31 protein-coding genes are annotated in these 25,702 nt (G+C 64.2%); 12 read left to right on the top strand and 19 right to left on the bottom strand.

Annotated elements, in window-relative coordinates; genetic code table 11:
- The first annotated feature begins 1 nt into the window (after position 1).
- Both FHR70_RS09095 and FHR70_RS09100 read left to right on the top strand, forming a co-directional pair.
- Entirely contained in the window at positions 2-643 is a 642-nt protein-coding gene (locus FHR70_RS09095; RefSeq protein ID WP_210277552.1) for a CYTH domain-containing protein, read from the top strand.
- 26 nt (positions 644-669) lie between these two features.
- A complete protein-coding gene (locus FHR70_RS09100; RefSeq protein WP_183449317.1) occupies positions 670-978 on the top strand; it encodes a hypothetical protein in 309 nt (102 codons plus the stop codon).
- Between the two features lie 168 nt (positions 979-1,146).
- On the opposite strand, the gene FHR70_RS09105 is transcribed toward FHR70_RS09100, so the two are convergent.
- Both FHR70_RS09105 and FHR70_RS09110 read right to left on the bottom strand, forming a co-directional pair.
- Positions 1,147-4,011 carry an SH3 domain-containing protein gene (locus FHR70_RS09105; RefSeq protein WP_183449319.1) on the bottom strand — a complete coding sequence of 955 codons (2,865 nt, stop codon included), beginning with the start codon at positions 4,009-4,011 and terminating at the stop codon, positions 1,147-1,149.
- 125 nt (positions 4,012-4,136) lie between these two features.
- Positions 4,137-4,832 (bottom strand): hypothetical protein, encoded by a 696-nt coding sequence (locus tag FHR70_RS09110; protein ID WP_183449321.1) that lies wholly within the window; start codon positions 4,830-4,832, stop codon positions 4,137-4,139.
- Between the two features lie 429 nt (positions 4,833-5,261).
- Here FHR70_RS09110 and FHR70_RS09115 point away from each other — a divergent pair, with 429 nt between their 5' ends.
- Positions 5,262-5,930: a transglutaminase-like cysteine peptidase gene (locus FHR70_RS09115; protein WP_183449323.1), complete on the top strand. Its 669-nt coding sequence runs from the start codon at positions 5,262-5,264 to the stop codon at positions 5,928-5,930.
- A gap of 96 nt (positions 5,931-6,026) precedes the next feature.
- Here FHR70_RS09115 and FHR70_RS09120 read toward each other — a convergent pair whose 3' ends face one another.
- The 3 genes from FHR70_RS09120 to FHR70_RS09130 all read right to left on the bottom strand — a co-directional run bounded on the left by FHR70_RS09120 (position 6,027) and on the right by FHR70_RS09130 (position 7,828).
- Positions 6,027-6,470, bottom strand: a complete 444-nt coding sequence (locus FHR70_RS09120; RefSeq protein WP_246407978.1) for a lipid-binding SYLF domain-containing protein — start codon at positions 6,468-6,470, stop codon at positions 6,027-6,029.
- 135 nt (positions 6,471-6,605) lie between these two features.
- On the bottom strand, positions 6,606-6,836 hold the full coding sequence (locus tag FHR70_RS09125; RefSeq protein ID WP_183449325.1) for a hypothetical protein: 231 nt from the start codon (positions 6,834-6,836) through the stop codon (positions 6,606-6,608).
- Between the two features lie 668 nt (positions 6,837-7,504).
- Positions 7,505-7,828 carry a hypothetical protein gene (locus FHR70_RS09130; RefSeq protein ID WP_183449327.1) on the bottom strand — a complete coding sequence of 108 codons (324 nt, stop codon included), beginning with the start codon at positions 7,826-7,828 and terminating at the stop codon, positions 7,505-7,507.
- 608 nt (positions 7,829-8,436) lie between these two features.
- Between FHR70_RS09130 and FHR70_RS09135 the strand changes: the two genes are divergently transcribed.
- Complete coding sequence (locus FHR70_RS09135) at positions 8,437-8,835, top strand: DoxX family protein (protein WP_183449328.1); 399 nt, start codon at positions 8,437-8,439, stop codon at positions 8,833-8,835.
- 34 nt (positions 8,836-8,869) lie between these two features.
- On the opposite strand, the gene FHR70_RS09140 is transcribed toward FHR70_RS09135, so the two are convergent.
- Entirely contained in the window at positions 8,870-9,565 is a 696-nt protein-coding gene (locus FHR70_RS09140; protein WP_183449330.1) for a hypothetical protein, read from the bottom strand.
- A gap of 149 nt (positions 9,566-9,714) precedes the next feature.
- Between FHR70_RS09140 and FHR70_RS09145 the strand changes: the two genes are divergently transcribed.
- Positions 9,715-10,005, top strand: coding sequence for a hypothetical protein (locus FHR70_RS09145; protein WP_183449332.1), 291 nt, complete (start codon positions 9,715-9,717; stop codon positions 10,003-10,005).
- Between the two features lie 87 nt (positions 10,006-10,092).
- On the opposite strand, the gene FHR70_RS09150 is transcribed toward FHR70_RS09145, so the two are convergent.
- A complete protein-coding gene (locus FHR70_RS09150; RefSeq protein WP_183449334.1) occupies positions 10,093-10,701 on the bottom strand; it encodes a biotin transporter BioY in 609 nt (202 codons plus the stop codon).
- A gap of 234 nt (positions 10,702-10,935) precedes the next feature.
- Between FHR70_RS09150 and FHR70_RS09155 the strand changes: the two genes are divergently transcribed.
- Positions 10,936-11,847 (top strand): MBL fold metallo-hydrolase, encoded by a 912-nt coding sequence (locus tag FHR70_RS09155; RefSeq protein ID WP_183449337.1) that lies wholly within the window; start codon positions 10,936-10,938, stop codon positions 11,845-11,847.
- Between the two features lie 9 nt (positions 11,848-11,856).
- Here FHR70_RS09155 and FHR70_RS09160 read toward each other — a convergent pair whose 3' ends face one another.
- Positions 11,857-12,636 (bottom strand): DUF1499 domain-containing protein, encoded by a 780-nt coding sequence (locus FHR70_RS09160; protein WP_183449339.1) that lies wholly within the window; start codon positions 12,634-12,636, stop codon positions 11,857-11,859.
- Positions 12,636-12,815, bottom strand: coding sequence for a hypothetical protein (locus FHR70_RS09165; protein ID WP_183449341.1), 180 nt, complete (start codon positions 12,813-12,815; stop codon positions 12,636-12,638). Before FHR70_RS09165 ends, FHR70_RS09160 begins: the two co-directional genes overlap by 1 nt.
- An 83-nt stretch (positions 12,816-12,898) precedes the next feature.
- On the opposite strand from FHR70_RS09165, the gene FHR70_RS09170 reads away from it, so the two are divergent.
- From FHR70_RS09170 to FHR70_RS09185, 4 genes are all read left to right on the top strand, one after another.
- Positions 12,899-13,387 carry a MarR family winged helix-turn-helix transcriptional regulator gene (locus FHR70_RS09170; protein ID WP_246407980.1) on the top strand — a complete coding sequence of 163 codons (489 nt, stop codon included), beginning with the start codon at positions 12,899-12,901 and terminating at the stop codon, positions 13,385-13,387.
- A gap of 7 nt (positions 13,388-13,394) precedes the next feature.
- The gene (locus tag FHR70_RS09175; RefSeq protein ID WP_183449343.1) at positions 13,395-14,240 is read left to right on the top strand and encodes a patatin-like phospholipase family protein; all 846 of its coding nucleotides are present in this window, start codon (positions 13,395-13,397) and stop codon (positions 14,238-14,240) included.
- A gap of 57 nt (positions 14,241-14,297) precedes the next feature.
- Entirely contained in the window at positions 14,298-14,762 is a 465-nt protein-coding gene (locus FHR70_RS09180) for a DoxX family protein (protein ID WP_183449345.1), read from the top strand.
- A gap of 133 nt (positions 14,763-14,895) precedes the next feature.
- Positions 14,896-15,087, top strand: coding sequence for a hypothetical protein (locus FHR70_RS09185; RefSeq protein WP_183449347.1), 192 nt, complete (start codon positions 14,896-14,898; stop codon positions 15,085-15,087).
- A gap of 64 nt (positions 15,088-15,151) precedes the next feature.
- On the opposite strand, the gene FHR70_RS09190 is transcribed toward FHR70_RS09185, so the two are convergent.
- Entirely contained in the window at positions 15,152-15,739 is a 588-nt protein-coding gene (locus tag FHR70_RS09190; RefSeq protein ID WP_183449349.1) for a L,D-transpeptidase, read from the bottom strand.
- Between the two features lie 193 nt (positions 15,740-15,932).
- On the opposite strand from FHR70_RS09190, the gene FHR70_RS09195 reads away from it, so the two are divergent.
- The gene (locus FHR70_RS09195) at positions 15,933-16,874 is read left to right on the top strand and encodes a histone deacetylase family protein (RefSeq protein WP_183449350.1); all 942 of its coding nucleotides are present in this window, start codon (positions 15,933-15,935) and stop codon (positions 16,872-16,874) included.
- 159 nt (positions 16,875-17,033) lie between these two features.
- Here FHR70_RS09195 and ribB read toward each other — a convergent pair whose 3' ends face one another.
- The 9 genes from ribB to FHR70_RS09240 all read right to left on the bottom strand — a co-directional run bounded on the left by ribB (position 17,034) and on the right by FHR70_RS09240 (position 24,925).
- Entirely contained in the window at positions 17,034-18,323 is a 1,290-nt protein-coding gene (gene ribB, locus FHR70_RS09200; protein ID WP_183449351.1) for a 3,4-dihydroxy-2-butanone-4-phosphate synthase, read from the bottom strand.
- A gap of 95 nt (positions 18,324-18,418) precedes the next feature.
- Complete coding sequence (gene aroC / locus FHR70_RS09205) at positions 18,419-19,534, bottom strand: chorismate synthase (RefSeq protein ID WP_183449356.1); 1,116 nt, start codon at positions 19,532-19,534, stop codon at positions 18,419-18,421.
- A gap of 648 nt (positions 19,535-20,182) precedes the next feature.
- A complete protein-coding gene (locus tag FHR70_RS09210) occupies positions 20,183-20,587 on the bottom strand; it encodes a VOC family protein (RefSeq protein WP_183449357.1) in 405 nt (134 codons plus the stop codon).
- 54 nt (positions 20,588-20,641) lie between these two features.
- On the bottom strand, positions 20,642-21,034 hold the full coding sequence (locus FHR70_RS09215) for a hypothetical protein (RefSeq protein WP_183449360.1): 393 nt from the start codon (positions 21,032-21,034) through the stop codon (positions 20,642-20,644).
- Positions 21,035-21,363: 329 nt separating this feature from the next.
- Positions 21,364-21,633: a hypothetical protein gene (locus FHR70_RS23955; RefSeq protein ID WP_246407982.1), complete on the bottom strand. Its 270-nt coding sequence runs from the start codon at positions 21,631-21,633 to the stop codon at positions 21,364-21,366.
- A 185-nt stretch (positions 21,634-21,818) separates the two neighbouring features.
- Positions 21,819-22,412 (bottom strand): histidine phosphatase family protein, encoded by a 594-nt coding sequence (locus FHR70_RS09225; RefSeq protein WP_183449364.1) that lies wholly within the window; start codon positions 22,410-22,412, stop codon positions 21,819-21,821.
- 27 nt (positions 22,413-22,439) lie between these two features.
- Complete coding sequence (gene fabI, locus FHR70_RS09230; protein ID WP_183449366.1) at positions 22,440-23,264, bottom strand: enoyl-ACP reductase FabI; 825 nt, start codon at positions 23,262-23,264, stop codon at positions 22,440-22,442.
- A 182-nt stretch (positions 23,265-23,446) separates the two neighbouring features.
- Positions 23,447-24,394, bottom strand: coding sequence for a DnaJ C-terminal domain-containing protein (locus FHR70_RS09235; protein WP_183449368.1), 948 nt, complete (start codon positions 24,392-24,394; stop codon positions 23,447-23,449).
- Positions 24,395-24,496: 102 nt separating this feature from the next.
- Positions 24,497-24,925, bottom strand: a complete 429-nt coding sequence (locus tag FHR70_RS09240; protein ID WP_343058765.1) for an RT0821/Lpp0805 family surface protein — start codon at positions 24,923-24,925, stop codon at positions 24,497-24,499.
- Between the two features lie 96 nt (positions 24,926-25,021).
- Here FHR70_RS09240 and pdxH point away from each other — a divergent pair, with 96 nt between their 5' ends.
- The gene (pdxH, locus tag FHR70_RS09245; protein ID WP_183449370.1) at positions 25,022-25,630 is read left to right on the top strand and encodes a pyridoxamine 5'-phosphate oxidase; all 609 of its coding nucleotides are present in this window, start codon (positions 25,022-25,024) and stop codon (positions 25,628-25,630) included.
- Positions 25,631-25,702 lie beyond the last annotated feature (72 nt).

Consider the following 25,702-nt stretch of genomic DNA (forward strand, 5'->3'; position numbering starts at 1 on the left):
CATGCCTGTCGAGATCGAGCGCAAATTCCTGGTCACGAGCGATGAATGGCGCAAGCCGGAACCTGGCCAGCGCTACCTCCAGGGATACCTCTGCAAGGGTGAGGTCACTGTTCGGGTTCGGTGCGGCGCGGCTCGTGGCTTCCTCACCATCAAGGGAGGTGGCACCGGCGGAGTCCGGCCCGAATTCAATTACGAGATCCCCCTGGACGAAGCGGAGGAAATGCTCAAGCTCTGCGGCCGCCCGCTGATCGAGAAGGTGCGCCACGAAGTTTTGCACGCCGGCAATGTCTGGCAGGTGGATGAGTTCGCCGGCGAGAATGCGGGCCTCGTCCTCGCCGAGGTTGAGCTCCGTCATCCTGACGAAGCGGTGATGCTACCTGAGTGGGTCGGCGCGGAAGTGACGTCGGATGAGCGTTACCGCAACTCGCGCCTCGCCGATGCGCCGCAAGGGAGCCGCTTGAGCAGACAGCCGCCGGAGCAAGGTCCTGCCTGGAATGAGCAGGCCGGGTGCGCCGCCGCTTCAATGCGGACGTCGGAGGATATTGCTCGGACCATGACGAGATCGACCGAACAGGATGAGGCGGGCGGAGCTCCTGCTCCGGGACAGTGGCAGGACGCCCAAAAGGAGGACAGTACCCCATGAAGCGGAAGACAGACTCAAAGAACGAGATGAAGCTTCAGGAACTGACGGCCAAGGCCCTTCGCCGCGGCGATAAGTTGGCGAACACGTTGCGCAAGCTGGTGGCCAAGAGCGATCCGAACGATGCTTCCATCAAACCTCTCCTGAAGGAACTGGAAAAGGCGTTGCCGCGGCTGCACCGGCTCGCGGACCAGCAGGAACACCTTTCGACCGGCCAAGGGGAAAGGCGTATTCAAAAGGTTTCTGCGAAGGCCGGGCATGAGCACGCGGCTGCGTCGAAATCGAGGAGTGGGAAGGTCAAGCGGCAGCCAGCCTCCGCCCTGGCGGGTGCGGAATAGCGGCGGGTATGAGCCCTGGGCTTCTGCCCTGTGTTCACTGACGCTCTGGGTTCTTCACAAGACTATCCTGCTCCCGAGCGGCGAACTCATCTATGAGACCCTATGCCGGGGTGGCAACGCGCATTAGAGCGTCTGCACTACGCGGATCGCCTGCTTGCTCATGATCACTCAGCGACGACCGCCGCCACGGCCTCCGCCTCGGAAGCCACCGCCGCCGCCGCCGCCGAATCCGCCTCGCGGCGCGAAGCTGCGTTGGGGCGCAAAGGATGCTGGCGACCGGGAGAACTGCGCCGACGGTGACTGGAAGGCCTGCCGGCTGGCGATCTGGCGCTGATTCCCAAGGTTTCGCGCCTGGGCGTCCCGCATCAGGTTCGAGGGCAGCTGCTGGCTGACCGCCGGACGCTGCGCGGGTTTCTGCGCGACAGGACGGGGTTTTGCCGCAGGGCGCTGCTGCGCCGCCTGGCGCTCCCCTGTCGTTGAACGTTGTTGAGCAGGGCGTTGCTGCGCAGCTGGCCGTTCTTGGGCTGCTGTCCGCTCCTGCCCTGGCGAGCGGGACGATGCTGATGGTCGCTGCTGGGCTGGGGGGCGCTGCTGCGCCTGACGCTCGCCGGCCGGGCGTTGCGCCGCCCGCTCCTGCGCACGCTCGCGGCTGGGACCGCCTTCGACGCGGTCACGGCGTGTCTGCTCGCCGTCGGCAGTCAGACGCTGGCCAAGAGCCGCGCCCGCTGCACCGGCCGCGCCTGCTCCCGCGAGCTGCCCCAGGCGCTCCCCTGCACCCCGCTCCTGCAGCCGCTCCCGCCCCTCCGGCGAGAGGCCTTCCCGTCCTTCGCCGCGCTGGAGCAGATCTCCGCGCTCCGGCCGCTGCACATCCTGCCAGCCGCCATCCCAGCGTTGCCATCCATCACCAGAGTTGCGGTAGACGTTGCCGTCCCGGCCCGCATAGATGTCACCGCGCCGGCCCTCGCGGACGAAGCCCTGTCCATTCGACGTGTTCCAGCGCAGCGACGAGCCTCCAATGGCAGTATCCCGCGCCGTCGCCCGAGCCCACTCGGATCCACGCCGGACCCCGGCCGACTTCCACGCGCCGTAGACGTTGCGGCCGCCGGCGACGAAACCGCCTGCGTCCGTTCGTGGATTGTAGGCACCAACGAAACCGGCCGATCCCCGCGGCCCCCAGGCAGCCCCTGCACGCCCATACGTGCCGGTGACCGGGCTCCAGGCCCGCACTCCCGCAATGCCCCTGTAGGGGCCGTATCCATAGCCGTAGCGGCCGTACATGCCCCGGATCGGATTGTAGTAGGCCGCGAGGCCCCAAGTGACCGGGCGCGGGTAGTAGATCGGATAGCCATAGCCCGGCCAGCTGTACCAGTACGGCGGGTAATACCAGCCGGTGCCGTAGACGTAGGTGCCCCAGGCCAGGTAGCCGGAAAGATAGCCCATGGTGTAGCCGTACCAGACCGCACTTGGCTCAGTGTCGTACACGCGGACATAGGTGACGTTGTAAACCGGCGAGGACGGTGGGATCGTGTATATGGCGTCCGGCACAGCGCGGGCGAGTTGCCAGGGGCCGTTCGGGCTGTCAGCCACGAACCAGACGCCGTCCTGGAGCAGGAAGTACTGCTCACCGACCTTGATCACTGTGTCGGTCGTGTTGGTGGCGTAGGAGAGATCGGTCGTCTCGATAGGAGCGAACTGGGCATCGCCCGCATAAGCCACCGACGGCTTGATCGAACCCGCCTCGACCCGTGCGGTCGTCGGTATGCTGGCCTTGAGCCGCGCCTCGGCGGCCTCCGACGTGCCGGGCACGGACGCGCGCACGGCGTAATACGGAGCGTCCTCGGGAAGGTTCTGGAAGTCGGCGGGCAGATCAGGCGTGGCGAACGTCCATGGCCCCTCCAGTGAGGCTGCGCGGAACCACCGCCCCGACAGGAGCACGTACCATTGCCTGCCGGCCTTGTCGAAGAACACGTCCGACTCGGTGTTGGAGGCCCATTGGAGCGAGGTCTTCGGCACGTCCTGGAGTGCGGGCTGCCCGGTGAACAGGAGCATCTCGGCGGGGACATCGGTGGTGATCACCGCGGGCGCCTTGCCGTCTGGGTACGGTTCCGCAGGAATGGCGCCGCGGGCATCGGCCCAGTTGCTGTCGTCCGGCAGGTCGCGCAGCAGCGCCGGCACCTCGGTGACAGCCTTCCACGATCCATTGATGGCGGGTGCCGTGAGCCAGTGCGTGTCGTCGCGCAGATAGAGGGTGCCGCCCTCATCAATGCGAAAGAGATCCCAGTTCGTGTTGACCACGAAGGACAGACCTGTCTTGCCCTTGACGGGCGCAAACGCGGCCTCGCCATTGGTCTGGAGCAGGATCGCCGGTGTGGTCGAGACGAGGATCCGCGGCGGATCCGCCTTGAGCCCGCTCACATCGGTCATGCGCTTCTGCTCGGCAAGGCTCGCCGTCACGCGCGCTTCGGCCACGGTGATCGGGCCGGTCGGGAGGAGCTTGCCAGTCTCCACTGCAAGCGCCTTCAGGTCGTCGCGGCCGAGACCGGAGAAGTTCAGATCAGTGACAGTGATTTCAGTGATGACGACCTCGCCCGCATCCTCGTCGTACGAGGTCTTGCCTTTGAGCCCGATCATGCCGAAGACCGGGTTGCCGTCAGGCGTCCTCAGATATTGAGCCGCCACCAGCGCCTCGATGGTCTTGAAGTCGGTCCATTCGGTAAACTGCGGCTGGAACAGCACCATGCGGCCTTGGCCGACCTCGTAGGCCCGTGGCCATCCCTCCGGATCCTTCGTCTCCTGCAGATAACGCCCGCTGACAAAGCCGCGCTGTCCCTTCACCGTGACGGCGCACCAGCTGCCGGAGGCCTCGCACTCGCCCATGTCGACCGCGGTGCCTTCCGGAAGCGTCCGGATGGATGCGAAATTCGTGCCTGGCCCGGATCTGAAGTTGACACTGGAGGTGGTCACGCCCGGAGCCGAGAGCGCCGGCCATGCGGCGATGATGGGAACGAGTGCGAACGCGATGACCTGGCGCATCAGAAATGACTCCCGCAACATTCAACATTGGGACATTCCCGGCACCGGGAAGTCTCTACGGTTCGAACTTTCTGGACTGGACGCGTCGGACGGGCCCCGGTCCGACGCAGTCCGTCACCGGGGGATCACTGCACGGTGCCGCGAGCCCGGCCTCCGGGAACGCGGCAGGAGCAACCGGTCCCTATCGGCGCCGAATTGGTCAAGGCGCAGGTTCGAGCCGGGGTCGCGCAGTATCCACCCTCAGCCGATGCCACAGGCGTCTGGTACGTGGAGTAGGGATAATTGTAGTAGGGATAGTTGTAGTACGGGTAGGTGGCCGCCGCTCCGATGACCGCTCCCGTGGCCAGCCCCCAGCCCCAGCCGCCATAGTAGTTCCCGTAGTACGGGTAGCGCCCGTAATAGGGATACCGCCCGCCGTAGTAGGGATAGCGTCCGCCATAATTCGGATAGCGACCGCGCCAATCACCACGATTGCCGGAACGGTTGTCGAAGCGGCCAGGGTTGTTGATCGCCGCCTGACGCAAACCTCCCGGGCCGGGACCGATGCCGGCCACTCGGCCGGGGGCGCCGGGTCGGGCAGCTATCGCCCCGCCGCGGAAGCCACCGCCGCCCCCAGGAATGTACATTCTGGGACCACCACCAAAACTGCCGCTACGGAAACTGCCGCCGCCACGGAAGGCTCCTCCACCGCCACCGAACCCGCCGCCCATGCGGGCGCCGCCGCCAAAGCCGCCACCACCGCGGCGCTGCGCCTCGGCTATATCCGGGATCAAAAGAGCGCTCACTGCAAGAGCGCACAGAGCCAAGAGAGTCCTGTTCATCGGTATCCTCCCTTTCGCCGTCCGGCGCACAGCACGGACAGCCGTTGCGAGCAGAGCACAGAATGCTCTCTTTGGCAGAACCTGCTTGATTGTTTGGGACAGGCGCTTGGCATTTGGAGCCAAGACATTGCAGGAAGCGGCACAAGACTTCGTGTTGCACTTCCTGGAGCAGATCTCCGTCGCGCTCCACAGCAGCCGGATGAACCTTGGAAGACAAGCGCTACGCATCTACCGCCGCTCGGACATCCATTCGAAACTATCCAAGAGGTGCCAAAATCCGGATCGACCTGCGGTAGATCGCGACGAACGAACATACGTCCACGGAGTTCGCCATTCGTGTTCGGCCAAAGCTGAATACCTGCCTTGAGATCGCCCGACTCTCTGTGTCAGGTGTGCGGATAAACCTTAACAGCACAGCGGCGGGGATTCATGCAGCAGCCTTTCCTCAGGCGTCTGAGCGCGCGGCCTGTCTACAAAAACGGGCTGGGTTTAACCACGCTTGCCCTGACACTGATATTGGTCAGCGGCAGATCTGAAGCCCAAACAGCCGCCGTCATGCCCTCCCGGTCCAGTGCTGTCACGCCAAGAAGCGATGCGGTGACGCCGGTTCCAGGCTGGACCTATTTCTGCCGGCATCGGCCTGAGGAGTGCGCGGTCGATCCGTCCGAACCGTCAACGATTGCGCTCACGCCGCAGGCTTGGCGAACGCTGGCACGCGTCAATCACCAGGTGAATGCCATGATCAGGCCGATGACCGACGAGGAGCATTGGGGCGGACCGGATCGCTGGGACTTCGCCGAGGACGGCTACGGGGATTGTGAGGACTATCAGCTCGTCAAGCGCCAGCGCCTCGTCTCAGCCGGCTTTCCCCGGCGTGCATTGCGCATGACGGCGGTGATTGATGAGGATGGCGCACCCCATGCGGTCATGATGGTGCGAACCGACCGTGGTGACTTCATTCTCGACAACAAGCGCAATGCCATCCTGCCGTGGCGCAAGACCGGCTATATCTACTTGCAGCGTGAAGGCGACACTGGATCGACCTGGGTCTCGCTTGGCGAAGCCTTCGCAGCCCCCGTCGCCACGGCGGGTCGCTGACACAAGCAACGCCCCTGCCAATCATCCACTTCGCAGCAGGGCTCCTTGCCGGCCTCCCGACGCTCGGGACGGAAATATCCGAAGTGTCGCTCGGCCTCAGCGCAGGCCGATCTCCACTCCGCTTACGTTCGCGTTCAACTCCAACCCGACGTTGCGCCCGCGCAATTCCAGAACAACGCCCCTCGCGTTCTGCAGGCGAATGCCCGAAGCGCCGCCGCCTACGGCAACGCCCCCGCCAACGGCCGTATACGTGCCGGCGATGTCGGAGGGCCGTCGCAGGTTGTAGGCACGTCCGACCAGGTCGGCCTTCGACGCGCCAATCGTCGCGCCGACGCTCAAGCCGCCAACACTGAGTGGGTAGCGGCGCCCCTGAAAGACCAGCGTGCCACTACCGCCACCGACGCCGACGATGAATCCGGCTTTGACGATCTCGACGTGAACTGTGCCAGTCGCGGCCCAGCCCGGCGCCGCCAGCATAGGCGCAAACGTCACGGCAAGTGCAGTCACTCCACAATGAAAAGCACGTCGAAACGTGAGCATGGAACTCTCCCTCTTCTGACGGGCACAGGTGAAAACCAGGAAAGCTGTAGATTGTCCCGAAACGCCCAAGGCTTGTCTCGGGCGATCAAGCAGGTTCTTTCGCGCTTCAGAGTCCCAGGCAAACCCAAAGCGCCATCACTCCTGCTCGTAGATATCGACGAGAAACTCTCGGTGAGCGTACCAGTATTCGAGGACCATCCCCAGTCCCAAGAGCACGGCCTTGGCCCTTGTCGTATCGTCGCCCAGCTCGGCCATCCGTTCGATGTGGGCGATCTGCCTCGATATGAGCAGATCGGTCTCGACGATATTCCGGTCAAGCTGAACGTGTCCTCGACACAAATCATGAGGGTGAATCGTACTAGGCATTTCAGACTCCCGTCTGCTTGGTAACCACCATCCTACGGCTCGCACCGGCAGTGCGCTTGATGGCTTGGGACAGGGACTTGCCAGTTTGGGACCGCGACCACGCAATCTTCGCTGTCAGTTCGCAAACGCGGAATTGGAGGCCAGCCACCATTTGGCTTTAGAACAGACCTCTGCACTGCTTGGCGGAGTCGTTAGATGATACGACCAAGAGACCCACCAGGCGGTTGGTAGCTATCAGCTGCGCAAAACCGGAATGGTCGTCTCAAGGGTCAGCCTGGGGTGGATCAGCGACCCAATCAGAAACGAGCTGTAAGCTGCAGACGAGCGCCCATGGCGACTGGTCGAGGGACTCGGAGCGATTCCGGCCCCTCGCTTTTTTAGGGGCACTGACCAAACATTGGCTGCGAACGAACGCTGATCAGGAGTCACGAGCCATGACGAGCATCACCGGAAACCCATGCGGTGCAAAAGGTTCCGGCGATCCGAAGGGGAAGAGGGTTTGGTAGCGCACTACGTTCGGAACGTGGGCGGGCGCAGGTTCAAATCCTGCCACTCCGACGATTCTTCTCAATCGATCGACACTTCACTCGCGCCTGATTGATCAGGCACGCCATGAGCCCGAGGGTCGAGCGGAGCCTTCGGGCTCATGGCGTGCCTTCCATGCTTCTTCAGTGCGTCGAGAAGCGCCCGTCTTCCTGATAGGTCTCGTAGTGCAGGGTCTGGGCCGGAATGGCCTCGAGTTGACGCGGCGCCCTCGGCCAATCCTGCGGAACTTCGTTGGTCTGGGGCATGTAGCGCGGACGGAAGCGAAGATCGACGAGGCTTCGCAATTCGGGCGCCGCGAGGTCTAGCACATTGGCATCCCGCCAGCGACGGTGCAGCTTCGCCTTGCCCGTCATCCGGCTCCAGAACCCTGGGGCCTCCTCCTCGACCTGCAATACAATGCGCCCAGTCCAAGTCTTGCGCATGTTAAAACGTCCTGTCAGAGCCATGTCCCGCTCCTCAACTCTTTCGATCACTTCAAAAATCTGAACGCCAAAGCTGCGGCGGCTTAAGCTTACAAGCCCGACAATCCGCGGCTCCGGCGCTCGGTTGAATCCATTCCTTTAGCCAATGCCTTTGTGAACCAAGGGTTCCGACCCTGCTACCTATCAGCCATCAATGTCGCATCCACGATGTGCGTCAGGGCACGAACGGCTCCTTCAGAAAGTAATTAGGCGAGCCGCGCAAGAATTCAGGAGATGGAAAGATCAAAAATTTGGGAGAGGAGCAGCAATTGTTGATTGGAAAAGATCCCGCGCAATCGGAATGCTTTCCGATGGATCTCAGCCCCGGCGCGGTTTGGACGTAAGATCGATTGTGACGAGCTGCCCGGTCTTGGGATCGAGGATGGTCATGAAGGCCTCCTGTTCTGTTGGCGTAGGAGAAACGCCGCAAAACCCGGCCGGATCAAACCGTCTTCGGAATGTGGTAAGCAATTCGTTACTGCACACTGCGCTTTAGAGGCTGGGAACATATCGCCTCAGCTTGTATCGGGGAGCTCCCTCCTCGGCTGATCGGCTGCTCCGATCGCCTTCCCTTACAATCCGGAGACTGACCGATGAACACAGCTCATCTCGAAACCGTATGGGCACCGCGCCTTCTCAGCATACTGCGCATCGTCGCGGCGCTCATCTTCATGGCGCATGGCACGCAGAAGCTTCTTGGCTTTCCTGTTTCTCCTGGTCCTGCCCCGGCGGCCTTCAGCCTGCCCTGGATCGCTGGCGTGCTTGAGCTGGTCGGTGGAGCTCTTCTGATCCCTGGCCTCTTCGTGCGGCCGGTGGCTTTCGTCCTTTCCGGATTGATGGCCTTCGCCTACTGGATCGCCCATGCGCCGCGCAGCCCCTACCCTGTCCTGAACGGCGGCGATGCTGCGATTCTCTACTGCTTCGTGTTCCTGTTCCTCGCTGCCGCCGGCGGCGGTGCATGGAGCCTCGATCGCGCTGTGCGCAAGGCTTGATACCGCCATGCGGTGAGAGGCTGCGGCCTCTCACCTACTCGGTCTTCGTACCAGTGGGGCGACGCAGGCGCTCGTCCTCGAGCTCGACATGGAGCGTGTGATCGCTCTCGTCGTCACTGCTGTCGTCGAGTGGGATCGGCATAAGATCCGTCATGAGGCCGGTCGTCGTCGAAGCTGCGGCACCGATCGGCGGCGCCGGCGCCTCGTCCCGGGGCTTCATGTCCTCACCCGCCTCAACCTCGCCCTCGTCGTCGAGAATCCTTACGACCTTGTCCATCCGAGTCTCATCGACCTTCACCGTCACGAGCGCCCCGCCACGGCGCACGCCATCCGCATAGGCTTGCGCCTCCTCATTGGAGAGGCCGGCATCGGCCAGCGCTCCTGCAAGACCGCCCACTGCAGCGCCGGTGCCAGCGCCGACCAGGGTCGAAACAATCCACCCGGCAGCAACAACCGGCCCGAAACCCGGAATGGCAACCGTGCCAAGCCCGGCCAGAAGGCCCGCCCCGACTCCCGCAACCGTTCCAGCCGCCGCCGTGGCGCCGGCGAAGAGATGCGAGGATCCATCAGGCTCGAATGACTGAGATGCGTGATGTGTATATGCATCGTTGAAGTTGTTGGACACGAGGCTGATCTCGAAATCCGGCATATGGGCTGCCTCGAGCCGCTGCACCGCCCGTGCGGCCTCCTCATAGGTGTCGAAGAAGGCGGAAATCCTGCGCTCGGCCATGGAAGCTCTCCAGTCTTGTGCCTGTGGGAGGCTAATGAGCGGTCTGAGAAGCGGTTCCCTGTGCGGCCATGCCACCTTTCGGTCGCCCGAAGTCCCTGGTAAGTTCAAGCAAAAGGTGCCCGAAAAGGGTGATTTGGGGGCTTCCCGTCATGAGACATATCCACCTCGACGATGGCTTGCGGCTGCGCTTTCCCGGCCGGAGCGAGGATTTCGACCAGGGCGTCGAGATCGGCATGATTGCCGTTCTGATGGACCAGGGTTTTCCTGAATTCTCACGGTGGATCGCCCGCTCCAACCTCAGCCAGGTTCAGGCGATTGCCAAACAGATGGGCTATCGCATCGAGGAAGGCAACGGCGACGAGGAATGGGTGGACGTCACCTTCCTCCATGGCACCGTCAAGGCCAAGCCGAAGCTCAAGCTGGTACACTCGGTCGGCTGACGGTCGCGAGCAATCCCGCTCTTCCATTCCGGAAAAAGAAGAAGCCGCCCGGAGGCGGCTTCGGAAGATTCTTGTGATGCGGCCGGATCAGGCCTTGCCGCCGCGACGGGTCACGGACCAGGCGGCCTGCATGAGCGCCACGGCCAGGGCGGTCTTGACGAGGGTGGCGGCAACGAACGGAGCGGCGCCGACCGTCCAGGCCTTCGCGAACGGCATCACCAGGGACAGCTGAGCGAGGCCAAAGGCGAAGATCACCGCATGGCCGATGCTCATCATCACGATGACGCGCAGGAGCGAACGGTCCCAGCCGCGCTCGGCCATGAAGCCCATCACGAGAGCCGCGGCCACGAAGCCGAACAGGAAGCCGCCGGTGGGGCCCATCAGGTAGCCGATGCCGGCGGTCGGACCGGCGAAGACGGGCATGCCCATGGCGCCTTCGGCGAGGTAGAGAGCGACGGTCGCGCCGCCCAGGCGCCAGCCATAGGACGCGCCGATCATCAGCACGACCAGGGTCTGCAAGGTCATCGGGACGAAGGGCAGCGGCACCTGGACCTTGGCCGAGACGGTGAGAAGCGCCGTGCCGACGACCATCAACACGATGGCGCGAAGCGCAGCGAAGCGGGCATCGTCCCGGGACGGCCAGAGGAGGCCGACGAGGGTCGAGGGAGAAGACAGCGAAGGGGCGCTGGTCGTCATACGGGCAATCTCCAGATCATTCCGCCATGCGCGCGGCGGCTCACGAAGCCTTATAGGGGGGTCCGGCCCCTGCCTCAAGCGGCCGAATTGCGCATTGGCCCGGGCTGTGAACACCCTTTAGTTCAAAGCGGAACTCTTCAAGAGGGGTCCGCTTCCCGCTGACGCGGCCCTTCGGATGCGACGATGTGCTAGGAAGCGGCGGATCGCCAGAACTGTAGCGGCAAGGATTTTCTGATGGCAGACGATCTCACCTTCGACACCCGCCCTCCGGCGCAAGCGGAGGAATGCGTGCGCGTGAGCCCGCTCGTCCGCCGAATCGTCGCGGGCAATGCGGGACCCATCACCTTCACGGGCACCTGCACCTACATCGTCGGCACCGGCAATATTGCCATCATCGATCCAGGACCCGACCTGCCGGATCATGTCGATGCGCTGCTCCACGCCGTGCGGGGCGAGACGGTCACCCACATCCTCGTCACCCATACCCATAAGGACCATTCGCCGGCAGCAGCGGCCATCAAGGCCGCCACGGGGGCCACCATTGTCGGCTGCGCTCCCCATCGCAGCGCCCGCCCCCTCTTCTCCGGCGAGGTCAACACGCTCGAAGCAAGTTCCGACAAGGATTACGAGCCCGATCAGGAACTGCACGAAGGCGACGCCGTCGAGGGCCCCGGCTGGACACTTCAGGCTCTCGCCACACCGGGCCATATGGCCAACCACCTCGCCTTCGCATTGCCCGAGGAGAAGGCTTTGTTCTCCGGCGATCACGTGATGGCCTGGTCCACCACGGTGGTGGCTCCGCCCGATGGTTCGATGAGCGCGTTCATGGCCTCTCTCGACAAGCTCAGGGGCCGTGAGGAAACTGTCTACTGGCCGGGCCATGGCGGGCCTGTGCAGGAGCCGCAGCGCTTCGTGCGTGCCCTGATCCATCACCGTCGCCAGCGCGAGGCCTCGATCCTCAACCGGCTGAGAGCCGGCGACCGGACGATCCCCGAGATCGTCGCGGCCATCTATCAGGGCCTAAACCCGGTCCTGGTCGGCGCAGCCGGCCTGTCGGTCTTCGCCCACCTGGAGGATCTGGTCGCGAAGGGGCAGGCCGCCGTCGATGGCCTTCCTGCGCTCGACAGTGAGTATCACCCGGCGTGAGCGGCGCGATCAGCGCACAGCGATTGCGAGATTCGAGGCCTCTTCGAGAAAATCGCGAATGTGATCCGCGTTGGCCCCCAGATCGTGATTGCCGATACGCGAGGCCGAGCGGATGTCGATGCGCGTGCCGTCGACGCGGGGGCGCACCCGAACCGTGATGTCGTAGGGAACTTTCAGAATCAGCGATCGGTCGACCGCCTCCAGGCGTCCGAGGCCTGCACGCCCTCCCGGCGGCACCGCCTCGATCACGCGCCATCCCAGGTTCTCCGCCGCCTTGCGTATGAGGGTGAAAGCCTCGTCCGGGCCGATGTCGAGGGTGAGCGGCGCGATCTGAACATAGGAAGCACGCTGCATCTCCCGCGTCTCCGGCGGCACATCCGGAGGAACGCGCCCATCGCGGGCTTCGAGCGCAGCCCGGGAGCGGGAGAAGCCCGGCGGGTCGTCCGTATCGGTGGTCACATCGGTGATCGGCGGCAGGGTGATGGCCTTGAGCGCCATGAAGCCGGGATAGGCGAGAACGAGCAGTGCCACGACCAAACCCTTGATCGCGCTTCCCAGTCCCCGTCGCCCCTCCTGCCAGATGCGGACAAACCCCGCGAGCGCGAAGAGGACGGCCACGAGAGCTATCGCGATGCCTGCGCCGAGGACGACGAAACCGGATTGATAATCGATCCGGCCGAAGCGGATCAGCAGCACTGCCAGGATGGTTACGGCGAGCGCGAACCAGGCCAGCGTGGGCGACCACTTCGCCGGCCGCGAGTAAGGTTCTTCGATGATGAGGCGGCGCATCAGGTGGTCTTACAAATCTCTTTGAGCGCGCGCCACTGCTCTTGTTCGAGAAGCGGCTCGCCGGGACGGGACGGCACCTGTTTTTCCAAAGCTTTCAGCCGTTGACCGGTGACCAGGTAGGTAGAGAGAAAAGCGAAGCTTGGCCTTGGGTTCCAAAGATCGTCTGAAAAGATGCGCATTCCGCCTTCCTCATTCCCAAAGGAGATGACGGCCGCAATGGTTTCACTGTAAACTATCCCGTCTGTACTTGGAGTCCGAACCCTTGACGTCTCCCTCCTCCGCCGCGGCCGAGTTCGACGCTGCCGATCCCCTGCGCATCTGGTTCCGGATCATCCGCCTGAACCGGAGGGCAACGAATGCCGTGGCGGCGGAACTGAAGGCGCTTGGGCTATCGATTCCGCAGTTCGACCTGCTGTCCACCCTCACCGAGCGCGAAGGTTTGAGCCAGCAGGAGCTAGCGGAGCGCCTCTATGTGACCAAGGGCAATGTCTCGGGCCTGCTCGACCGTATGGTCGAGGCCGGCCTCGTGGAGCGGCGCGCGATCCCGGGCGACCGGCGTTCCAACGCCCTCTACCTCACTCCCAAGGGGCGCGACCTTGCCGATCAGGGAATTGCGGCTCAGCGGGCCTATGTGATGCGGACCCTCGGAACGCTTCCGGCCCAGGATCTCGTGGAGTTCGAGCGGATCGTTCTGGCCTGGCGCGACCGGGCGCGGGCAGACGAGGACGCTTCGTCCGCCAAACAGCGGTAGGATACCGATGTTCGATGCCGTGGCATTCGCGGGCGGCGGCAACCGCTGCTACTGGCAAGGGGGCTTCTGGGAGGCCGCAGCGCCGCTGCTTGGATTGAAGCCCGAGATGGTTGTGGGCGTGAGCGCCGGCGCCTGGTCGGCATGCTACAGCCTCCTGGGCCTGGGCCGGAAGGTCAATGAGATGGTGGCCGAAGGCTGCAGCCTCGGACGCCGCAACTTCGAATGGCGCGCCTGGCGCAGCGAGGGCTCGCCCTGGCCGGTCTCGCTCATGTATCGCAGCCTGATCGAGGCAATCATCGATGAGAACTCCCTGGGGCGCCTCAAGCAAGGCCCTAACATCCTGATCGGCCTCGCCCGCAAGCCCCGTCGCCTGCCTCTGTCGATCGCCGTCCCGCTCGGCATCGCCACGTACCAGATCGAGAAGAAATGGCGCTCTCCGGTCCACCCGAAAGGTGGCCGCGCCTTGGGCTTTCGTCCGGAATTCGTGCGGGTGCAGGACCTTGCGTCCCCGGCGGAGCTTTCGGCTGCCCTGATGGCGAGTGCCAGCGTGCCGCCCTTCATGCCGGTCGGCCGCATCGGCGGCATGGCAGCTCTCGACGGCGGTCTCGTCGACAACGTGCCGACAGAGCCCCTGCTCCCCGTCGAGGAGCAGGGCGGCAGGACCCTCGTGATTCTCTCCCGGCTCTATCGGGCCTACCCCACAGTGAAGGGCCGCACCTACATCCAGCCCTCGCAACCGGTCCCCATCGGCCAGTTCGACATCACCAACCCGGCCGGGATCCGCAAAGCTTATGAGATGGGTCTGAGGGACGGCGAGAGCTTTGCCAAAGGTGTGGCTGCGCACAGCCTGTAGGCAAGCTTGACCTTAGAAGCTCCTCACCTGACCAAACGTCAGCCCAAAGGAGTTTTCATGACACCACGCTGGATCAACGCCATCCTATCGAGCAGCATCACCGAGTTCGCTGCCCGCGTTCTGCTCACCTTTCCCTTCTGGGGAAGCGGGCTTGCCAAATTGCTGGATTTTACCGGTGGCATGGCGGAGATGCGCCAGTTCGGGCTCGAGCCTGCCTGGTTCTTCAACGCCCTCACCGTTTTCGTTCAGCTGACCGGATCCGCGCTTATCATCACGAAGCGCTGGACATGGCTCGGTGCCGGAGCCCTCGGCGTGTTCACCGCCCTGACCATTCCGATCGTCCATGCCTTCTGGCGGCTTGAAGGGGAGCGTGCCATCACGGCTTTCCACACGGCTGGCGAGCATGTCGGAATGATCGGCGCCCTGATCCTGGTCTCGATCCTGGCCCTGCGACCAAGCTCCATTCGCTTGGCCGAGGGACAGGGACTTTCCGCCCCATCTGCAGGAATGTTGCACTGTTAAGGCCTGATTCACCTTGAATGGTCCATCTGCAGCCAAGCCAGCACATGATCACGGGTCTGCCCCAAAGCGGTCACAGCCCTGCAGATCATAAAGACAGGTTGTCGAGACAGCCAGAAATGACCAGAGAGGATCCATGACCCAGCACGCTTCAAGCCGAGACATCCGTTCAGGCCAGCAGAATGCCGCCCAGTCCATTCCGGCCTTCAAGGACGTCGCCCTGCCGGCTCTCGCGGCCGCCGTTCAGGCCGCCAAGCTGCAGCAGAACCGGCCGAAGGTCTCCGAGCTTCCCGTCTTCCTGCGCAAGGAAGCCATGCTGGGCCAGTAGCCCGAAACACAAAGAGCGCCCCAGGGGCGCTCTTTTCATGTTGATTGCTGGCTGCCGTGAAGTCTCAGCGCACGATGACCTTCGTGTTCACCGGCACACGGTTGTAAAGGTCGATCACGTCGATGTTGCGCATCCGGATGCAGCCCGACGACACGGCGAAGCCGATCTTTTCCGGCTCGTTGGTGCCGTGGATGCGGTAGAGGGTGTCCTTGTTGCCCTCATAGAGGTAGAGGGCCCGCGCGCCGAGCGGGTTGCCCGGTCCGCCCTTGGTATATTGGACATGCGGCCAGCGCGCCTTCATCTCGGCCGGCGGATTCCAGTCCGGCCACTCGGCCTTGCGGGCAATGGTGGAGGTGCCGGTCCAGCCATAGGCTTCGTCACCCACTGCGACGCCGTAGCGGATCGCCTTCCTGTTGGGCTGAACGAGATAGAGCTGGCGCTCCTTCGTATCGACCACGATGGTCCCGGGCGCCTCGCCCGTCGGATCGTCGATGAGGTAGCGGCCGAAGCGCGGATCCTCTTCCGCCTTCGGGATCTGCGCCATCCATTCGGCATCCCGGGACGAAACCTGCGGATCGGGAACGCCCTTGAAGTTGCAGCCGGCCAGAGCCGTCATCATTGCCAAAAGGAGGGGCAGACTAAAAAGGCGCATCGTGCGAAGCTCTGAAGACTCAGCGGAACTGAGATGAGTGGGGTTTCGGGCTGGCTTATAGACCGGAAGGTCGACAAGTCGAATCGAAACACACCATGGCACGGCTCCGCTCCGGAAGGTGTTGCATCGCAACAACATAGACAGCCCCATGTGACGCTGCGACATTGGCAGTGATCCCTACGTCAGAAGATCCATGTCCACGCTCTACATCACCCACGCGGCCTGCCTTGACCATCAGACGCCCTTCGGCCATCCCGAACGCCCGGACCGCATCCGTGCCATCGAGCGCGCCCTTGAGAAGGAGCGGTTCACGTCGCTCATCCGCGAACAGGCGCCGATGGCCGAAATGGAGAGTCTCGCCCTTGCCCACCCGGAAGATTACATCCTCCGTCTTCGCGACATCAGCCCTCGGGAAGGGCTAGTCCGGATTGATGAGGACACCGTGATGTCGCCCGGCACCTACGAGGCGGCTTTGCGGGGTGCCGGCGGTGCCGTGCTCGCCGTCGACGAGGTGATGACCGGCAAGGTGAGGAACGCCTTCGTGGCCATGCGCCCGCCGGGCCACCATGCCGAGCGCGTCAGGGCCATGGGTTTCTGCTTCTTCAACAACGCGGCGATCGCCGCCCGCCATGCGCAGAAGAAGCATGGCGCCGAGCGCGTGGCGATCTTCGACTGGGACGTGCACCACGGCAACGGCACGCAGGACATCTTCTGGTCGGATAAGACCGTGCTCTATTGCTCGACCCATGAAGCGCCGCTCTATCCCGGCACCGGAGCACTCTCGGAGACGGGCGATTATGGCACCATCGTCAATGCGCCTCTCAGCGCGGGCGACGGAAGCGAGGCCTTCCGCGAGGCCGTGGACACCGTCATCGCGCCGCGCATCCACGACTTCGCGCCCGACCTCATCATTATCTCGGCGGGCTTCGACGCCCATTGGCGCGATCCGCTCGCCAGCCTGAACCTCACCGAGTCCGATTTCGCCTGGGCGACGCAGAAGCTCATGGATCTCGCCGACCGCCATTGCGGCCAGCGCATCGTGTCGGTGCTCGAAGGCGGCTACGACTTGGAAGGCTTGGCGAAGTCGACGGCCTTCCACCTCGATGCGCTCATGGGACGCGAGACGGGGACCTGACCACTACAGATACTCAATCACTGCCCTCATCCTGAGGAGGATTGCGTGAGCAATCCCTCTCGAAGGAGGTTTCAGTGCACTCTGGAGGCTCCTTCGAGACGCAGCCTACGGCTACTCCTCAGGATGAGGTTGGGTTTGTTAGAAAACGCTGAAGGCCGTTCACCCCTCGATCGGCTCCTGCCCCAGGAGCTCGATGCCGAAGCCGGAGAGGCCTACATAGGAGCGGCTCGAGGTGGCGAGATTGCGGATGGAGGCCACGCCGAGGTCCTTCAGGATCTGCGCGCCGAGGCCGATCTCGCGCCACTGGCTTGAACGCATGGCCTCCGATTCCGTCTCTTCGATCTCCGTGAAGGACGTGGTCGGCACGCCCGCCGTGCCGTCGCGCAGATAGACGAGAACGCCCCTGCCCTCCTTGACGAAGCGCTGCAGGGAGGCATTCACCGCCTTGCCGCCTTCGAACACGTCAGTGAGGGCATTGGCCCGGTGCAGGCGCACGGGGATGTTGGTGCCGTCGCCGATGCGGCCATGCACGAGGGCGATGTGCTGCACGGTGTCGAAGGGTGTCGAATAGGCATAGCCCGTGAACGAGCCCCATTGCGTCTCCACCGGGAAGGTGGCGATGCGCTCGACGAGCTTCTCCCGCGCCTGACGATAGGCGATCAGATCCGCGACCGAGATGCGCTTGAGGTTGTGGGTCTCGGCGAAGGCATCGATCTGCCGGCCCTTCATCACCGTGCCGTCATCGTTGGCGAGCTCGCAGATCACGCCCACCGGCGGCAGATTGGCGAGCTTGCACAGATCGACGGCGGCTTCGGTATGGCCTGAGCGCATGAGCACGCCGCCATCTTTGGCAATGAGCGGGAAGACGTGGCCAGGGCGCACGAAATCGGCCGCTCCCATGTTGTTGTTGGCGAGCGCCCGCACCGTGTTCGAGCGCTGCTCGGCCGAGATGCCGGTGGTGAGCCCATGCTTCACGTCGACCGTGACCGTGAACGCCGTGCCGAGCGGCGCGTCGTTCGAGGCCACCATCGGGTCGAGGCGCAGGCGGCGCGCTTCCGCGGCGGTGAGCGGCGCGCAGACGATCCCGCAGGTGTTGCGGATGATGAAGGCCATCTTCTCCGGGGTACAGAGGGAGGCGGCGACGATGAGGTCGCCCTCGTTCTCGCGGTCGTCATCGTCGGTCACGATGACGATCTCGCCGCGGGCGAACGCCTCGATGGCGTCGGTGACGGAATGGGGCATCAGGGCCTCCTTGGCAGATGGGGGCAGGAAGTCGTTGGGCGTGACGGCGCCACGGGTCTCACGGGCGATCAGTTCCGCCGTGTCCCGGGACAGCCAGGCCTGTTCGGAGTTGCACATCTGGGTGATGGCGCCGGGAGTCACGCCGATCCGGCGCGCGAATTCCACACGCGAGACGCCATTGCGGGACAGCCATTCAGCCAGTTTCATGCCGGAGGCTTAGCTGAAGGCGAGATTTTAGTAAAACTAAAATCCGCATACCTGCCCATGCAAAACTGCAGGCTGAACGACCTTGGAAAAAGCGCTCAGCCCTGGAATGGCCAAGCCGCGCTCTGCCCCACCTGCCCCCGGTGCCGGAGGACGTGATCGGCGAGCACGCAGGCGACCATGGCCTCGCCCACGGGCACGGCCCGGATGCCCACGCAGGGGTCGTGGCGGCCCTTGGTCATCACCTCGGCCTCCGCGCCGGAGCGGGTGACGCTGGCGCGGGGCGTGAGAATTGAGGAGGTCGGCTTTACGGCGAAGCGGCAGACAACCGGCTGGCCGGTCGAGATGCCGCCCAGCACGCCGCCGGCATGGTTCGACAGGAAGGTTGGCACGCCGCTATTGCCGGGACGCATCTCGTCGGCATTCTCCTCGCCGCGCAGGCTTGCTGCGGCAAAGCCGTCGCCGATCTCCACGCCCTTGACTGCATTGATCGACATGAGCGCGGAGGCGAGGTCGGAATCGAGCTTGCCGTAGATGGGAGCGCCGAGGCCCGGCGGCACGCCCTCGGCCACGATCTCGAGGACGGCCCCGATGGAGGAGCCGGCCTTACGCAAGCCGTCGAGATACTCCTCGTAGAAAGAAGCGGCCTTCGCGTCGGGGCAGAAGAACGGGTTGCGGGACACCTCGTCCCAGTCCCAGTTGCCGCGGTCGATGGCATGCGGTCCCATCTGCACGAGGGCACCGCGGATGGTGATTCCGCCGAGCACCTTGCGGGCCACGGCACCTGCGGCCACGCGGGCCGCCGTCTCGCGGGCAGAGGAGCGGCCGCCGCCGCGATAGTCGCGGATGCCGTACTTCACGTCATAGGTGAAATCGGCGTGACCCGGACGGTAGGAGTTCTTGATCTCCGAATAATCCTTGGAGCGCTGGTCCACGTTCTCGATCAGCAGCGCGATGGGCGTGCCGGTGGTCACCTGCCGCCCCGTGCGCTCGTCCGTGAAGACGCCTGAGAGGATCTTGACCTGATCCGGCTCCTGGCGCTGCGTGGTGAAACGCGATTGCCCCGGCCGGCGCCGGTCGAGTTCCGCCTGGATCTCGGCGGCCTCGAGCGGGATCATGGGCGGGCAGCCATCGACCACGCAGCCAAGGGCCGGCCCGTGGCTTTCGCCGAAGGTGGTGACGCGGAACAGGTGACCGAAGGTGTTGTGGGACATGGCGCTTCTTCAGGGTTCACCGCGTCTTAAAACCAAAGCGCCGCGGTGTCACGCTGGCCATGAGATGGATCGATATCAAAGAACCAGCGCCTTCGGGCCCGCAGCGTTGTGCTGCGAGCCTGTGCGGTGATCGAGGGTGGCGCGTAGGGCAGCCCGGCTCGATTGTGTGGTGAGAAGTGAAGAGCCGGAATGCCTCGTCGCGCACGGCTTTTTTAGGCGTTCAGGCGGTGCCAGCCCGGTGACCGCTCAAGGCGTTACCCGTCTGCTCAACGGGGGCCTTGAACCGATTCCGACCACCGGCACGCAGCCTGGGCCTCCTGTCGATGCAGCTTGCGAAGCCGCACCACAGGACCGTGTCCGCTCCCACACTGCGACGCCTCGCGAGCGCGCCCCTCGATAGGAGCAGATCTAAGCAACCTTATAGCCGAGGTTAGGAGGATCGTCAAGAACAAAGTGAGAACAAGACGTAGCCTCACACCCGCAGCCCTCATCCTCAGGAGGTCGCCTGGGCGACCGTCTCGAAGGAGGCTCCAGAGGGCGGTGGACGATCCTTCGAGACGCAGCTTCGCTGCTCCTCAGGATGAGGCTGGAGCGGTGGACAGCAGGGACGCGGATCCCGACCAGGCCTGAGGACGATCTGGAGAGCAATTAAGGACGTCCGTCCGTGAACTGAACGAGGTCCCATAGATTGCCGTAGAGATCCTTGAACACGGCAACGATGCCGTAATCCGTCTGCTTGGGTTCTCGGACGAATGCGATGCCGGCGTCGACCATCGCGGCATGGTCGCGCCAGAAATCGTCGGTCCGCAGGAACAGGAAGACGCGGCCGCCGGCTTGGTCGCCGATGAAGGCTTCCTGATGAGCATTGGACGCGCGGGCCAGCAGCAGCGATGTGCCGCGGCTGCCTCGCGGCCTGACGATGACCCAGCGCTTGTCCTGCTCGGGTTGGTAGCTGTCCTCGACCAATTCGAATCCGAGCTTGTTCACATAGAAGTCGATCGCTTCATCGTAGTCCCGGACCACAAGGGCGATATGCGCAATCACTTGGTTCACGGCAACCTCCTGCGCGGTTGGAGGAGGCTGTTCTCCTGGCGCTGACGACCCGACTTACTCCACCCGGATCCGATACGTATAGGTCATGAGCGTCAGGGGAGCGGACTCATTCCAGCTCCAGGGAACATCGAGAACGACCTCGTCGGTCCCTTTGAAGCCCTTTTTGGGCGTGTAGACATAGGCGAGGCCGCGAACCTTCGTGCCTGGGCAGCGCGAGTCCTTGCCGAGCGCCTGCTCGTAGGGTCGGATCTGGATGGTGCCGTTGGCCGGCTGCTGACGCACCTTCACGTCGGGAATGTTCGACGGATAGCAGGTATCCACCTCGTAGCCGAGAAACCCGCCAATGGCCGAAACCGTGTTGGCCTTGACGGTGCGCTCGACGGTTTCGGCGGATGCGGAACCCGCGAGCAAGGCAAGGCCTGCCGCGAAGACGATGAGGCGAGACATGACGACCCTCTGTATCGAAATTAAGTAACATATAAGATCATATTCTTGAGAGAGGCTCAATCACAGGGAGCGACGGCATGTGCGCCATGTCACACTCGGGCTCCTACCGGTCATTCCGATCAAGAAGCACCGTGCTTCTCGGCGTCGGGATCATCGGCACGGGGCAAGTAACGACGTGGGAGAGTGTCATTCCCGGCCGGAGCGTCAGCGGAGGGGGCGGGAAGCCACTCGCACGCTCCCGACCATGGATCCCCTTCCCGGCCTAACGGCCGCCGGGGATGACACCATCCGTCATGACTGGCGCAAGGGAGGTGATGACGGCCGGGGGCTCACCGGTAGGGATAGCAATGGGTGCGATCGAGGGTGAGGCCGAAATAGTCGCCCAGGGCCTCGATGGCCTCTTCATGGTCGGGATAGGGATCGCGGTTCTCCGGACCGACGATGATGATCCTGAACGCCGGCTCAGGGCGCCCGCCCGGCGGCAGCATGGCCGTGACGAGCGCCTGCCCCTCGGCATCGCGCAGGGTCAGGAACAGCGGCATGACGCGCCGGATGTGGTCCTTCAGACCGATATCCTGCTCGACATAGGAACTCGACATCGACCGGTGGCTCCGTGCGGCGGCTTCCCAGGCATGCCTGAAGTGCTTTTCAACGGCATGCTGCATGGCATCGGATTCAAGCGCGGCCTCCCCCTCGGTTTCGATACGAAACCAAGTCATCGATCCCGGAGCGTCGCAGATGTATTGCATATCCATCAACGCGGGAACGCGTGGATGGTTGTCGGTCACACCCAGCGGTAGCTGCGCCCCTCGATCATCAGCACCCGGCCTTGCCAGATGTCCAGGCTTGCGGCCTGCCGGTGATTGACCCCGCAGGCTATGGCGAGGAACGCGCGGGCGACGCCGCCGTGGGCAACCACCACCGTGTCGCGGGTGAGGCCGTCGAGGAAGGGGCGGATGCGGTTGACCAGCATGGCATAACTCTCGCCACCGCCGGGCGGGGCGTAGTGCCACTTGTCCTGCTCGCGCAGGGCCGCCAGGGACGGCTCGGCCTTGCGCACTTCCTTCCAGGTCATGCCCTCCCAGGAGCCGAAGGTCAGCTCCACGAGGCGCTCGTCGAGCTTGTAGGACTCAGGATGCAGCCCCAGGGTCCGGCGCAGGATTTCCATGGTCTCGCGGGTGCGGGTCATGGGGCTCGCGATATAGGCGAGGTCCTCCACGTGAGGCGCGAGGTCACGGAGCTTGCGGCCCGCCTCCTCGGCCTGGACGCGTCCGACATCGTTGAGCGGAATGTCCTTCTGCCCCTGGAGACGACCCTCCAGGTTCCAGTCCGTCTCGCCATGGCGAATGAAGTAGATCGTCGGTCGAGGCGGGGTCACGGCAGGTCCGGTTACGCGTTACGAGGCTTAGTCTTTGTCGAGAGAGAGATCCGGCGCTTCCGGGTTCTTCATGCCGACCACGTGGTAGCCCGCATCCACATGCAGGATCTCGCCGGTCATGCCGCGGGACATGTCGGACACGAGATAGGCGGCCGTCTCGCCGACCTCCTCGATGGTGACCGTGCGCCGCAGAGGCGAGTTGTACTCGTTCCACTTGAGAATATAGCGGAAGTCGCCGATGCCCGAGGCGGCGAGCGTCTTGATCGGGCCGGCCGAGATGGCGTTGACGCGGATGTTCTTGGGGCCGAGATCGGCCGCGAGATAGCGCACCGACGCCTCGAGGGCGGCTTTCGCCACGCCCATGACGTTGTAGTGCGGCATCCACTTCTCGGCGCCGTAATAGGTGAGCGTGAGCAGCGAGCCGCCCTCGTTCATCAGCTTCTCGGCCCGCTGGGCGATAGCCGTGAAGGAATAGCAGGAGATCAGCAGCGACTTGGTGAAGTTGCCCTCGGAGGTTTCCACATAGCGGCCCGTCAGCTCGTCCTTGTCCGAGAAGGCGATGCAGTGGATGACGAAGTCGATGGAGCCCCAGAGACGCTTCACCTCGTCGAACACCGCGTCGATGGTGGCGCCGTCCGTCACGTCGCAATGGCCGACCACATGGGCGTCGAGTTCCTTCGCCAGAGGCTCGACACGCTTCTTCAGGGCGTCGCCCTGATAGGTGAAGGCGAGTTCAGCGCCGTGCTGGCGGGCGGCCTGGGCAATGCCCCAGGCGATGGAACGATTGTTCGCCACGCCCATCACCAAGCCACGCTTGCCGGCCAGAATGCCGGTGGCCTTTGTCTCCGCCATGTTTCACCTAGATCGTCGCTGGATAGTTCAAATACGAACGGCCTCTTTAACCGACCCGGCGACCACGGGGAAGCCCTCTTGGTACGACTTGAAAGGAATACAGCGACGCTGCCGCAACCAACACCTCTCCCCGGCGGGGAGAGGTGAACACACGCCACGCAGAACCAGCGCGGATTCTGCCGCTACTTCGCCTTGGCCGAAAGGCGCCTGCGGGCATAGTCCATCAGGTCCTCGTCCACGACCTCGGGCAGCCTGATCTCAGTGGTGACGAAGAGGTCGCCGTGGCCCGTCTTGGTGGGCAGGCCCTTGCCGCGCAGGCGGAAGGTGCGGCCGGAATTGGTCAGGGGCGGGATCTTCATCTCCACCGAGCCAGTCAGAGTGGGCACCCGCACCGCACCGCCGAGGATGGCCTCCTCGATCTCGACCGGCAGCCGCAGACGCAGATCGGAACCCTCGACCGTGAAGCGCTCATGGGGCGCAAACGCGATGGTGAGCAACGCATCGCCCGGATCGATCCCGGGAGCACCCTGCCCTAAGCCGCGCAGGCGGATCACCTGGCCGTCGGCAACCCCCTTGGGAATGACCACATCCACGTCCCGGCCCGTGGGGAGCCTGACCCGCTTCTTCGCCTCGGCGGCGATCTCCTCCAGGGTGACCGTGAGCGTGGCCTCGACATCCTCGCCCTTCTGCTGCCGGGGACGGCCGCGGGCCTGGCGGGGGGCCTCGCCGCCCTGCCGGAAGGCGTTCTCGAAGATCTGGGAAAAGAAGTCCTCGCCCGGATCGGCCCCGAAGCCGCTCCGGCTGCGCCGTCCGCCGAAGGGATTGCCGCCGCCGAACCCGGAGAAACCCTCGGCTCCGGCCCCGCCCCGGCCGCCGCCGCCGAAACCCTCGAAGCCCTGGAAGCGCGGCTTGCCCTCGGCGTCGATCTCTCCCCGGTCGAACTGGGCGCGTTTGGTCGCATCGCCGAGGATTTCGTAGGCCGAATTCGCCTCCGCGAACTTGTCCTTCGCCTTGGGGTCGTCCTTGTTGCTGTCCGGATGGTAAGTCTTGGCGAGCTTGCGGAACGCCTTCTTGATGTCCGCTTCGCTCGCAGAGCGGGACACGCCGAGAACGTCGTAGGGGTTGCGCATGGTGGAATCCTGAACCGTCTGAATGAGAGCTTGGAGGCTCAACGGGTTTGACGGTCATATGGGCGAAGTGTTGCCCGTTTGCAACGCCCGAGCCGACAGGGGCTAGACTTTGGCCGTGGCCTTCAGCGGCTTGACCTCCTTGAGGGTCCATTCGCCGCCGGAAGGCCGGCAGGCCGTGCCCTGCAGGGCGCTCGTGGATGGGCCGCTCAGGTGGGCCGAGAAGGTGCGGCAGATCTCGTCGTTCTTCACGAACGGCGCACCCACCGGGGTGAAGGTGCCCTTGCGGCTCGTCGCCGGGTTATCCCAGGACACCTGGGTGCCGGGGCCCTGCGGATCGAGGGCGACGGCGAGCGCCGCCTTGGCCCGGCGCCAATCCTCCTCGTCCAGATCGGCCGAGAGGGTAATGTCGCTCTTAGGAGCGATGGAGCCTGTCGCCTTCGGCCCGTCCTCGTCCAGGGCCGACAATCCAAGGGACATGCCGCAGGCGCTCGTCGACAGGGCGAGCAGCCCAGCCGCGAGCACTTTCAGCACTTCGCTGATCCCAGCATCTGATCTATAACGGCGCGGATTGATCCACGTCACGCGTTGGGTCCCCCAGAACCAAAAGTCACAGAACGAGATAAGACAGTGAACGCGTTAACAACTGGTGACTTCACGGAGTCCGAAGAGCCCTTCGCCCTCTTCCAGGCCTGGATGAAGGAGGCGGAAGCCTCCGAGCCGAACGATCCCAACGCGATGGCGCTCGCCACCGTGGACGAGACCGGGCTGCCGAACGTGCGCATGGTGCTGCTCAAGGGCTTCGATGAGAACGGCTTCGTGTTCTACACCAACACGGAATCCAACAAGGGGCGCGAACTGCTCGGCCAGCAGAAGGCCGCCCTCGTACTGCACTGGAAGAGCCTGCGCCGGCAGGTGCGCGCCCGCGGCCCCGTGACGCTGGTGAGCGATGCCGAGGCCGACGCCTATTTCCAGAGCCGCCCCCGCGACAGCCGCATCGGTGCCTGGGCGAGCCAGCAATCGCGCCCGCTCGAGAGCCGCTTCGCCCTGGAAAAGGCCGTGGCCCTCAACACCGCCAGATACGCCGTGGGCGAAATTCCGCGCCCGCCGCACTGGACGGGCTTTCGCATCGCGCCGGTTTCCATCGAGTTCTGGCAGGACAAGCCGTTCCGCCTGCACGACCGGGTGGTGTTCAGCCGCGAGGGCGACGGCTGGCGGAAGGTGCGGCTTTATCCCTGATCCCCTTTATCCCTGATCCCATGGACCGCGATCCTGAACTGAGATAGAGGTCTGCTCCGCTTACGAGAGATC

The sequence above is a fragment of the Microvirga lupini genome (assembly GCF_014191055.1).
Taxonomy (GTDB): Bacteria; Pseudomonadota; Alphaproteobacteria; order Rhizobiales; family Beijerinckiaceae; genus Microvirga; species Microvirga lupini_A.

Excerpts from the sequence above, each read along its gene's own strand:
- FHR70_RS09180 (WP_183449345.1), top strand. The coding sequence starts at position 14,298 with ATGACACCACGCTGGATCAACGCCATCCTATCGAGCAGCATCACCGAG.
- FHR70_RS09145 (WP_183449332.1), top strand. The coding sequence starts at position 9,715 with ATGAGACATATCCACCTCGACGATGGCTTGCGGCTGCGCTTTCCCGGC.
- FHR70_RS09125 (WP_183449325.1), bottom strand. The coding sequence starts at position 6,836 with ATGCCTAGTACGATTCACCCTCATGATTTGTGTCGAGGACACGTTCAG.
- FHR70_RS09130 (WP_183449327.1), bottom strand. The coding sequence starts at position 7,828 with ATGGCTCTGACAGGACGTTTTAACATGCGCAAGACTTGGACTGGGCGC.
- FHR70_RS09190 (WP_183449349.1), bottom strand. The coding sequence starts at position 15,739 with ATGCGCCTTTTTAGTCTGCCCCTCCTTTTGGCAATGATGACGGCTCTG.
- FHR70_RS09155 (WP_183449337.1), top strand. The coding sequence starts at position 10,936 with ATGGCAGACGATCTCACCTTCGACACCCGCCCTCCGGCGCAAGCGGAG.
- FHR70_RS09110 (WP_183449321.1), bottom strand. The coding sequence starts at position 4,832 with ATGAACAGGACTCTCTTGGCTCTGTGCGCTCTTGCAGTGAGCGCTCTT.
- FHR70_RS09150 (WP_183449334.1), bottom strand. The coding sequence starts at position 10,701 with ATGACGACCAGCGCCCCTTCGCTGTCTTCTCCCTCGACCCTCGTCGGC.
- FHR70_RS09100 (WP_183449317.1), top strand. The coding sequence starts at position 670 with ATGAAGCTTCAGGAACTGACGGCCAAGGCCCTTCGCCGCGGCGATAAG.
- FHR70_RS09160 (WP_183449339.1), bottom strand. The coding sequence starts at position 12,636 with ATGCGCCGCCTCATCATCGAAGAACCTTACTCGCGGCCGGCGAAGTGG.
- FHR70_RS09175 (WP_183449343.1), top strand. The coding sequence starts at position 13,395 with ATGTTCGATGCCGTGGCATTCGCGGGCGGCGGCAACCGCTGCTACTGG.
- FHR70_RS23955 (WP_246407982.1), bottom strand. The coding sequence starts at position 21,633 with ATGTCGAGTTCCTATGTCGAGCAGGATATCGGTCTGAAGGACCACATC.
- FHR70_RS09095 (WP_210277552.1), top strand. The coding sequence starts at position 2 with ATGCCTGTCGAGATCGAGCGCAAATTCCTGGTCACGAGCGATGAATGG.
- aroC (WP_183449356.1), bottom strand. The coding sequence starts at position 19,534 with ATGTCCCACAACACCTTCGGTCACCTGTTCCGCGTCACCACCTTCGGC.
- FHR70_RS09165 (WP_183449341.1), bottom strand. The coding sequence starts at position 12,815 with ATGCGCATCTTTTCAGACGATCTTTGGAACCCAAGGCCAAGCTTCGCT.
- FHR70_RS09135 (WP_183449328.1), top strand. The coding sequence starts at position 8,437 with ATGAACACAGCTCATCTCGAAACCGTATGGGCACCGCGCCTTCTCAGC.
- FHR70_RS09235 (WP_183449368.1), bottom strand. The coding sequence starts at position 24,394 with ATGCGCAACCCCTACGACGTTCTCGGCGTGTCCCGCTCTGCGAGCGAA.
- fabI (WP_183449366.1), bottom strand. The coding sequence starts at position 23,264 with ATGGCGGAGACAAAGGCCACCGGCATTCTGGCCGGCAAGCGTGGCTTG.
- FHR70_RS09195 (WP_183449350.1), top strand. The coding sequence starts at position 15,933 with ATGTCCACGCTCTACATCACCCACGCGGCCTGCCTTGACCATCAGACG.
- FHR70_RS09215 (WP_183449360.1), bottom strand. The coding sequence starts at position 21,034 with ATGTCTCGCCTCATCGTCTTCGCGGCAGGCCTTGCCTTGCTCGCGGGT.
- FHR70_RS09185 (WP_183449347.1), top strand. The coding sequence starts at position 14,896 with ATGACCCAGCACGCTTCAAGCCGAGACATCCGTTCAGGCCAGCAGAAT.
- FHR70_RS09105 (WP_183449319.1), bottom strand. The coding sequence starts at position 4,011 with ATGCGCCAGGTCATCGCGTTCGCACTCGTTCCCATCATCGCCGCATGG.
- ribB (WP_183449351.1), bottom strand. The coding sequence starts at position 18,323 with ATGAAACTGGCTGAATGGCTGTCCCGCAATGGCGTCTCGCGTGTGGAA.
- FHR70_RS09115 (WP_183449323.1), top strand. The coding sequence starts at position 5,262 with ATGCAGCAGCCTTTCCTCAGGCGTCTGAGCGCGCGGCCTGTCTACAAA.
- FHR70_RS09140 (WP_183449330.1), bottom strand. The coding sequence starts at position 9,565 with ATGGCCGAGCGCAGGATTTCCGCCTTCTTCGACACCTATGAGGAGGCC.
- FHR70_RS09120 (WP_246407978.1), bottom strand. The coding sequence starts at position 6,470 with ATGCTCACGTTTCGACGTGCTTTTCATTGTGGAGTGACTGCACTTGCC.